We start from the raw sequence: 6665 nt of genomic DNA, 5'->3' as shown, positions 1-6665 counted from the left end.
GGGCGGAGGGGGAGGCGGAGAACGGAGGGAGAGCTGAGGGGCGAGGTCGCCCGGTCGACAACGCGTCCGTGGGCGAGTGCGGCGTCGCAGACCTTGAGGGGTATGTCGGAGCAGGGTCGATGCAGGGCCGATTCAGGGTCGGGTGAACGCGGCGGTGTTCTCGCGGGCCCACTGGTGGAAGGTGCGCGCGGGGCGGCCGAGGAGGGTCAGGGTGGTGTCGTGAACCGGGGCGGGCCCATGGGTCGCGGCCTCCCAGAGGTTGAGCAGGGAGGTGACGACGGGAGCGGGCATGCGACGTCCCATCTGCTCCTCGGCCTCGGTACGGGTGATCCGCTCGACCGGGATCTCGCGGCCGAGGGCCTCGGCGAGGACGGCGAGTTGCTCGCGGAAGGTGAGTGACTCGGGGCCGGTCAGGGTGGGCGCGGATCCGGCGAGGGAGGTGCCGGTCAGGGCCTCGGCGGCGATGTCGGCGAGGTCCTCGGGGTGGATGGGTGCGATATGCGCATCCGGGTGGGCGAGTTGGATCGGCAGGCCCCGGCCGATGAAGTACGCCCAGCCCAGGGAGTTGCTGGCGAAGGCATCCGGGCGCAGGAAGGTGCAGTTGAGGCCGGAGTCGGCGAGCGCACGCTCGACGAGAAGGCTGTGGCTCGCGAGCGGGTCGTTCTCGGCATCGGGGCCGAGGACGGAGGACGACGAGAGCAGGACGACGTGTTCGACGCCGGCCGCGTCGGCGGCCTCGGCGAACGCATGGATGCCGGCGGGCTGGGGATAGAGGAAGACCTGCTGGACGCCGCGCAGCGCGGCACCGAAGGCCTCGGGCCGGTCGAGGGCGAGCTCGGCGCGCTCGACGCCGTCGGGGACGGTCAGGTCGGCGGGGCGGGCGCTGGCGGCGCGGACGGAGTGCCCGGCGGCGTGCAGGCGGGCGATGACGCCCTGGCCGACCTTGCCGCGGGCGCCGGTGACGAGGGTGGTGGTCATAAGGAGGAGTCCGTTCGTTTTCGTCGGGTGGTGATCGAGTCGAAAGGCAGGCGTGGTCCGGGGTGAGCCCACCCCATCAAGATGAGTGCCTAACTACATATGCATGATGTCCTGCACACGTTTTCATGTCAACACATGTCTTCGCTGGTTCACGCATGAAGATAGGCTGGCCGCATGACGACGAAGCCCGGGTCGGGCGAGGGTGAGGACCTCCTGAACGCCGTGGGGCCGGCCTTTGGGCGGCTGCGGCGCTCCTCGCTGCTCGATGTCGAGGACCCGATCTCCCAGAAGGACCTCAGTCGGACGCTGGTCCTGCGGATCGTCCAGGACGTCACTGGTCAGGACGGCCGCGAGGTGACCGTCGGCGCCGTCGCCGAGCACTTGGGCGTCGATCCCTCGGTGGGCAGCCGCATGGTGTCGGACTGCATCTCCGCCGGCTATCTGGTCCGCGCCGCCTCCCAGCAGGACGGCCGCCGGACGGTCCTGCTCCTCAGTCCGGAGGGCGAGGACCTGATGGAGCGCTTCCGTCAGTACCAGCGTTCGGCCTTCGAGCAGATCACCGCCGAGTGGCCCGACAGTGAGCGACTGGAGTTCGCCCGCCTGATGGTGAAGTACGTCGAATCCCAGGACGCCCTGCGCACCCGCGTCCGCCGCACCCCCCGCTGATCCGCCCGCGCTCGTCACCTGCTTCGGTCCCGACGACTGCCATGGGGTCGCCTGGACCCTGCTGCACCTCATCGAGACCGGCCCCGGCCCCGGCCCGGTTCTGACCGCCGAGCCCGCCCCGGAGGCCGGAGGGTGGTGCCACCGGCTCTGGGGTCGCATCGTCAACAGCGGACCGGCTCCCTCGGCTTGACGCGCCAGCCCCGTGCGATGTCTACGATGAGGTCATGAGCGGGAGCCTCCAGGTATCAGGTGCACATGGCTCGCAGGTGGTCGCGGGGGACGAACGGCTGGATGTCGCCGCCGGGATCCTTGCCCTGTTGGCCGATCGGACCAGGCTTGCGCTGCTGCAGCGGCTGAGTGAGGGGGAGGCTGATGTGACGACCCTGACCGAAGCGGCCGGTGCGGCGCGTCCGTCGGTCAGCCAGCACCTCGGCAAGCTGCGGTTGGCGGGGCTGGTGTCCACCCGCAAGGACGGGCGCCGGGTCGTGTACGCGCTGCGGCACGGGCATCTGCGGCGGCTGGTCCAGGAGGCGCTGAGCGTGGCCGATCACCAGATCAGTGGACTGCCGCCGCACGACTGAGTCGCCCCGAGTCGCCCCTGATGCCCTTCGGGGAGTCTTTCGTTTGCGATAGGTGCACGCGTACGCACATGTTGTCCTATTCTGGAAGGGACCCCACCGGCCCGCGCCACCTCGGCGCGCTCCGCACGAACGGAGTCCCCGATGCTCTCCGTCCTCCGCAACCGCACCTACCGGCACCTGTTCGTCGCCCAGGTCGTCGCCCTGGCCGGGACCGGCCTGGCCACCGTGGCGCTGGGCCTGCTCGCCTACGATCTCGCCGGGGCCGACGCCGGGTCGGTGCTCGGCACGGCATTGGCGATCAAGATGGTCGCCTACGTCGGTATCGCACCGGTCGTGGCCGCGCTCGCGCACCGGATCCCGCGTCGACGACTGCTGGTCGCCGCCGACCTGGCCCGCGCGGGTGTGGCGCTCGCGCTGCCGTTCGTCGGTTCGGTGTGGCAGGTCTACCTGCTGATCTTCGTCCTCCAGGCGGCCTCGGCCACCTTCACCCCGGCCTTCCAGTCGGTGATCCCCGATGTGCTGCCCGAGGAGCGCGACTACACCCGGGCACTGTCGCTCTCCCGGCTCGCGTACGACACGGAGACCCTGGTCAGCCCGGTGCTGGCGGCCGCGTTGCTCGCGCTGGTCGGCTACCGGTGGCTGTTCTGGGGGACGGTGATCGGCTTCCTCGCCTCGGCGGTCCTCGTGGTCTCGGTGGTCCTGCCCGCCGCAGTCCTGGCCGCGCGGAGCAGCCCCGACCCGGCCGCCGGTGGCACCGGCGCGCGTTCGGTAGGCGCCCGTTCGGTAGGCGCGCGCTCCCTGGCCGGGATCCGGCTGTTCCTCTCCGTGCCGCGCCTGCGGGCGCTGCTCGCCCTGGACCTCGCGGTGGCGGCCGGCGGCGCCATGGTGATCGTCAACACGGTCGTCTACGTCCGCGAGGAGCTGGGCCGCTCGGCGGGCGACGTGCCGCTCGCCCTCGGTGCGTACGGCGGAGGCTCGATGCTGGTCGCACTGCTGCTGCCCCGGGTGCTGGACCGGGTCGCCGACCGAACGGTGATGCTGCCGGCCGCCTTCGCCGTCGCGGGCCTGCTCGCCGCCCTGGCGGTCGTCACCACCCGGCCGCCTTCGCCGCGCAGTTCTCGCTCACCCACGTCTGCTGGCTGCTCGCCTATCCGCTGGCCGGCTGGCTCGGTGCCACCGCCGGGCTCCCCGCGGCCACGGTCGCCCTCGCCGTCCTCGCCCTGACCTCGGCGGGTCTGGCGACCCGGGCCTGGCGCACCGCCGCCCCGGTCGCCGACCCGGCGCCGGCCACCGTGACGGTCCGGCCCCACCGCCGCCAGGCCCGTCGGCCCGTCCACCGGCGCCCGCTGCACGCCCCGTCCGGTCGGGCCCTGGTCCGGCATCACCACCACCGTCACCCCGCGGCCCCCTGAGGGCGACCGCTTACCGCGCCCCCGGGAGCCTCTCCTCCCGGGGGCGCTCCACGTCCTGTCCGGTGGGGAAGGGGGAGTGGCTCTTCCCTGTCCCCGATCCTCACCCCCGCACTTTGCAAAGTCAGACTTTGCAAAGTGCGGGAAACGACTGCCTGTAGCGCTCTGAACTGCTGGTATGTCGTCGACGCTTTGCAAACAGCTCCTCTTTGCAAAGTGTCGATGGGGAAGCACGAGGGTGCCAAGGCCCGCCAAGGCCCGCCGCGGCCCGCCCCTGCCCCATCCCCGGTCCGGGCCGTCCGCACGTCGACGGTCCGGGTGACGCCCGATCGTCGACGTCGTTGCCCCAGGCAGGTGGGTGCGGTCCGCGCCGACTTCTGGGCTGGTCCGCGAGTGCCGGTAGCGGGAGTAAGCCTTGGCAGGCCCAACAGGCCGGGCAGCGTCGCCTGACGCGCCCCGCCGACCAGGGAGGATGCTCCCTCACGTCCGATCGGCAGTGGATTCCGGAATTGGGGTGGACCCCGGGCTCCCATGTTGATTCATGTTCGATATTGTTTGTTCATGTGGTTGAAGGGAAGCCCCAGGAGAGGGAGCACGTCATGGCCCCAACGGTGACCGACGCGACCGGCCAGGCCGGTGCGAACGGGTCGGCAGACGCGAGTGCAGCGACCGGCACCGCCGCGTCGACTGGCCTGAGCGCCCAGGCCGGTACGAGCAGGCAGGCCGGTGCGACGACCAGGACGGTCACCGAACTGGCCGACGGCCGCGAGCTGATCTACTACGACCGGGGCACGCCGCCCACCGGCCGGGCCGTCGCCGACCTGCGTCCGCTGGACGCCGTCGCGCCCTCCTCGGAGGTCCGGCAGGATCCGATGACCGGCGCCTGGGTGACCGTCGCCGCCCACCGCCAGGCGCGCACCTACCACCCGCCGGCCGACGAGTGCCCGCTCTGCCCCAGCCGTGAGGGCCGGCTGAGCGAGATCCCGGCCGGCGACTACCAGGTGGCCGTCTTCGAGAACCGCTTCCCCTCCCTCGCGGGCGAGCCCGGCACCCACCCCGTGCCGCCGGCCCTCGACGACCCGCTGCACAGCCGCGGGCCGGGCGTCGGCCGGTGCGAGGTGGTCTGCTTCACCGCCGATCACGACGCATCCTTCGCCGACCTCGACGAGGACCAGGCCCGCCTGGTACTGGACGCCTGGACCGACCGCACCGCCGAACTCTCCGCGCTGCCCGGCATCCGCCAGGTCTACTGCTTCGAGAACCGCGGCACCGAGATCGGTGTCACCCTCGCCCACCCGCACGGCCAGATCTACGGGCTGCCGTTCGTCCCCCCACGCACGGCCAAGATGATCGACCAGGCCGCCCGGCACCGCGCCGCCACCGGCCGCAACCTCTTCGACGACCTCGTGGCCGCCGAGCGCGCCTCCGTCGGCAGCCCGTCCGCCGACAGCCCCTCCGGGGAGCGCCCCGAGGACAGCCGGATCGTCCTGGCCGGGGAGCACTGGACCGCCTTCGTGCCCTTCGCGGCCCGCTGGCCCTACGAGGTCCACCTCTTCCCCAACCGCCGCGTCCCCGACTTCACCGGGCTCAACGAGGACGAGCGCGCCGAGTTCCCCCGGATCTACCTCGACCTGCTGCGCCGCTTCGACCGGCTCTTCAGCGACGGCGACCGGAAGGTCCGCGCGCCCTACATCGCCGCCTGGCACCAGGCCCCGGCCGGCCACGAGGACGAACTCGCCCTCCACCTGGAGCTGTTCACCGTCCGACGGACGGCGGACAAGCTCAAGTACCTGGCCGGCACCGAGTCCGGCATGGAAGCCTTCATGAACGACGTCGCCCCGGAGTTCGCCGCCCGGCGGCTGCGCGAGGTCGGCCAGGCCGGACCCGCGAACCCGGCCACCGCAAGCCGCCCGACCCCCGGGACGACCGACGGGACGACCCCTGAAACGACCCTCGAAACGACCCCCGAGACGACCGACGAGGAAGCGCAGCGATGACCCCCACGTCCCCCACCTCCCCGTCCGCCGCCTTCGAGGCGCTCTACGGCCACGCCCCCGAGGGCGTCTGGGTGGCCCCCGGCCGGGTCAACCTGATCGGCGAACACACCGACTACAACGACGGGTTCGTCCTCCCGATCGCCCTCCCGCAGGCCGTCCGCGCCTACGCCCGCCGCCGCACCGACGGCGTACTGCGCCTCGCCTCGACCCGGGTCCCCGGTGAGGTCGTCGAGCTGGACGTCGCCGGGCTGGCCCCGGGCGGCGTGTCCGGCTGGGCCGCGTACCCCGCCGCGGTCGTGTGGACGCTGCGCGAGGCGGGCCACGCGATCGGCGGCGCCGACGTCCTGCTCGACAGCGACGTGCCCGGCGGCGCCGGCCTCTCCTCCTCCGCCGCGCTGGAGTGCGCGGTCGCGATCACCTACAACGACCTGTACGAACTCGGTCTGGAAGCAGCCGAGCTGGCCCTGATCGCGCAGCGCGCCGAGAACGACTTCGTCGGCGTCCCCTGCGGAATCATGGACCAGATGGCCTCGATGGCCTGCCGTGCCGGGACCGCCCTCCACCTGGACACGCGCGACCTCGCCGCCCGTTACGTCCCGCTCGACCTGGCGGGCTCGGGCCTCACCCTCCTGGTGCTCGACACCCGGGTGCAGCACGACCTCGCCGACGGCGCCTACGCCGCTCTGCGGGCCGGTTGCGAACGCGCCGCCGCGCTGCTGGGGCTGTCGGCGCTGCGCGACCTCGCCGCCGCCGACCTCCCCGCCGCCCTGGACCGGCTGCCGGCCGAGCTGGTCCCGCTGGTCCGGCACGTGGTGACCGAGAACGGCCGGGTCGAGCAGACCATGCGGGAGCTGGACCAGCACGGGCCGGCCGCCCTCGGGCCGATCCTCACGGCCGGCCACGCCTCGCTGCGCGACGACTACCGGACGTCCTGCCCGGAGACGGACCTCGCCGTCTCGGTCGCCGTCGCGGCCGGGGCGCTCGGCGCGCGGATGACCGGCGGCGGGTTCGGCGGCTCGGTGATCGCCCTGACC

The 6665-nt window shown here is 72.7% G+C and carries 5 protein-coding genes and 1 pseudogene; 5 read left to right on the top strand and 1 reads right to left on the bottom strand.

The annotated features are described in order from the left end of the window. Positions 1 to 132: 132 nt before the first annotated feature. Positions 133 to 978 carry an NAD(P)H-binding protein gene (locus VR45_RS34995; RefSeq protein ID WP_045943947.1) on the bottom strand — a complete coding sequence of 282 codons (846 nt, stop codon included), beginning with the start codon at positions 976 to 978 and terminating at the stop codon, positions 133 to 135. 174 nt (positions 979 to 1152) lie between these two features. On the opposite strand from VR45_RS34995, the gene VR45_RS34990 reads away from it, so the two are divergent. The 5 genes and pseudogenes from VR45_RS34990 to galK all read left to right on the top strand — a co-directional run. Continuing rightward, positions 1153 to 1644 carry a MarR family winged helix-turn-helix transcriptional regulator gene (locus VR45_RS34990; protein ID WP_045943946.1) on the top strand — a complete coding sequence of 164 codons (492 nt, stop codon included), beginning with the start codon at positions 1153 to 1155 and terminating at the stop codon, positions 1642 to 1644. Positions 1645 to 1868: 224 nt separating this feature from the next. Next, a complete protein-coding gene (locus tag VR45_RS34985) occupies positions 1869 to 2225 on the top strand; it encodes a metalloregulator ArsR/SmtB family transcription factor (protein ID WP_045943945.1) in 357 nt (118 codons plus the stop codon). A gap of 141 nt (positions 2226 to 2366) precedes the next feature. Beyond that, positions 2367 to 3448 (top strand): annotated as a pseudogene (locus VR45_RS34980) (MFS transporter); the annotation flags it as partial. A 785-nt stretch (positions 3449 to 4233) separates the two neighbouring features. After that, the gene (galT, locus tag VR45_RS34975) at positions 4234 to 5631 is read left to right on the top strand and encodes a galactose-1-phosphate uridylyltransferase (protein ID WP_078897176.1); all 1398 of its coding nucleotides are present in this window, start codon (positions 4234 to 4236) and stop codon (positions 5629 to 5631) included. Further along, on the top strand, positions 5628 to 6665 hold a 1038-nt coding region (gene galK, locus VR45_RS34970; RefSeq protein ID WP_045943944.1), incomplete at its 3' end, for a galactokinase. The genes galT and galK, both read left to right, overlap by 4 nt.

The sequence above is a fragment of the Streptomyces sp. NRRL S-495 genome (genome assembly GCF_000966955.1).
GTDB lineage: Bacteria > Actinomycetota > Actinomycetes > Streptomycetales > Streptomycetaceae > Kitasatospora > Kitasatospora purpeofusca.
This window is presented reverse-complemented; position numbering and strand designations above follow the sequence as displayed.

Bases quoted from the DNA above. Each gene is read 5' to 3' on its own strand.
- VR45_RS34990 (WP_045943946.1), top strand. From the start codon at position 1,153: ATGACGACGAAGCCCGGGTCGGGCGAGGGTGAGGACCTCCTGAACGCC.
- VR45_RS34995 (WP_045943947.1), bottom strand. From the start codon at position 978: ATGACCACCACCCTCGTCACCGGCGCCCGCGGCAAGGTCGGCCAGGGC.
- VR45_RS34985 (WP_045943945.1), top strand. From the start codon at position 1,869: ATGAGCGGGAGCCTCCAGGTATCAGGTGCACATGGCTCGCAGGTGGTC.
- galT (WP_078897176.1), top strand. From the start codon at position 4,234: ATGGCCCCAACGGTGACCGACGCGACCGGCCAGGCCGGTGCGAACGGG.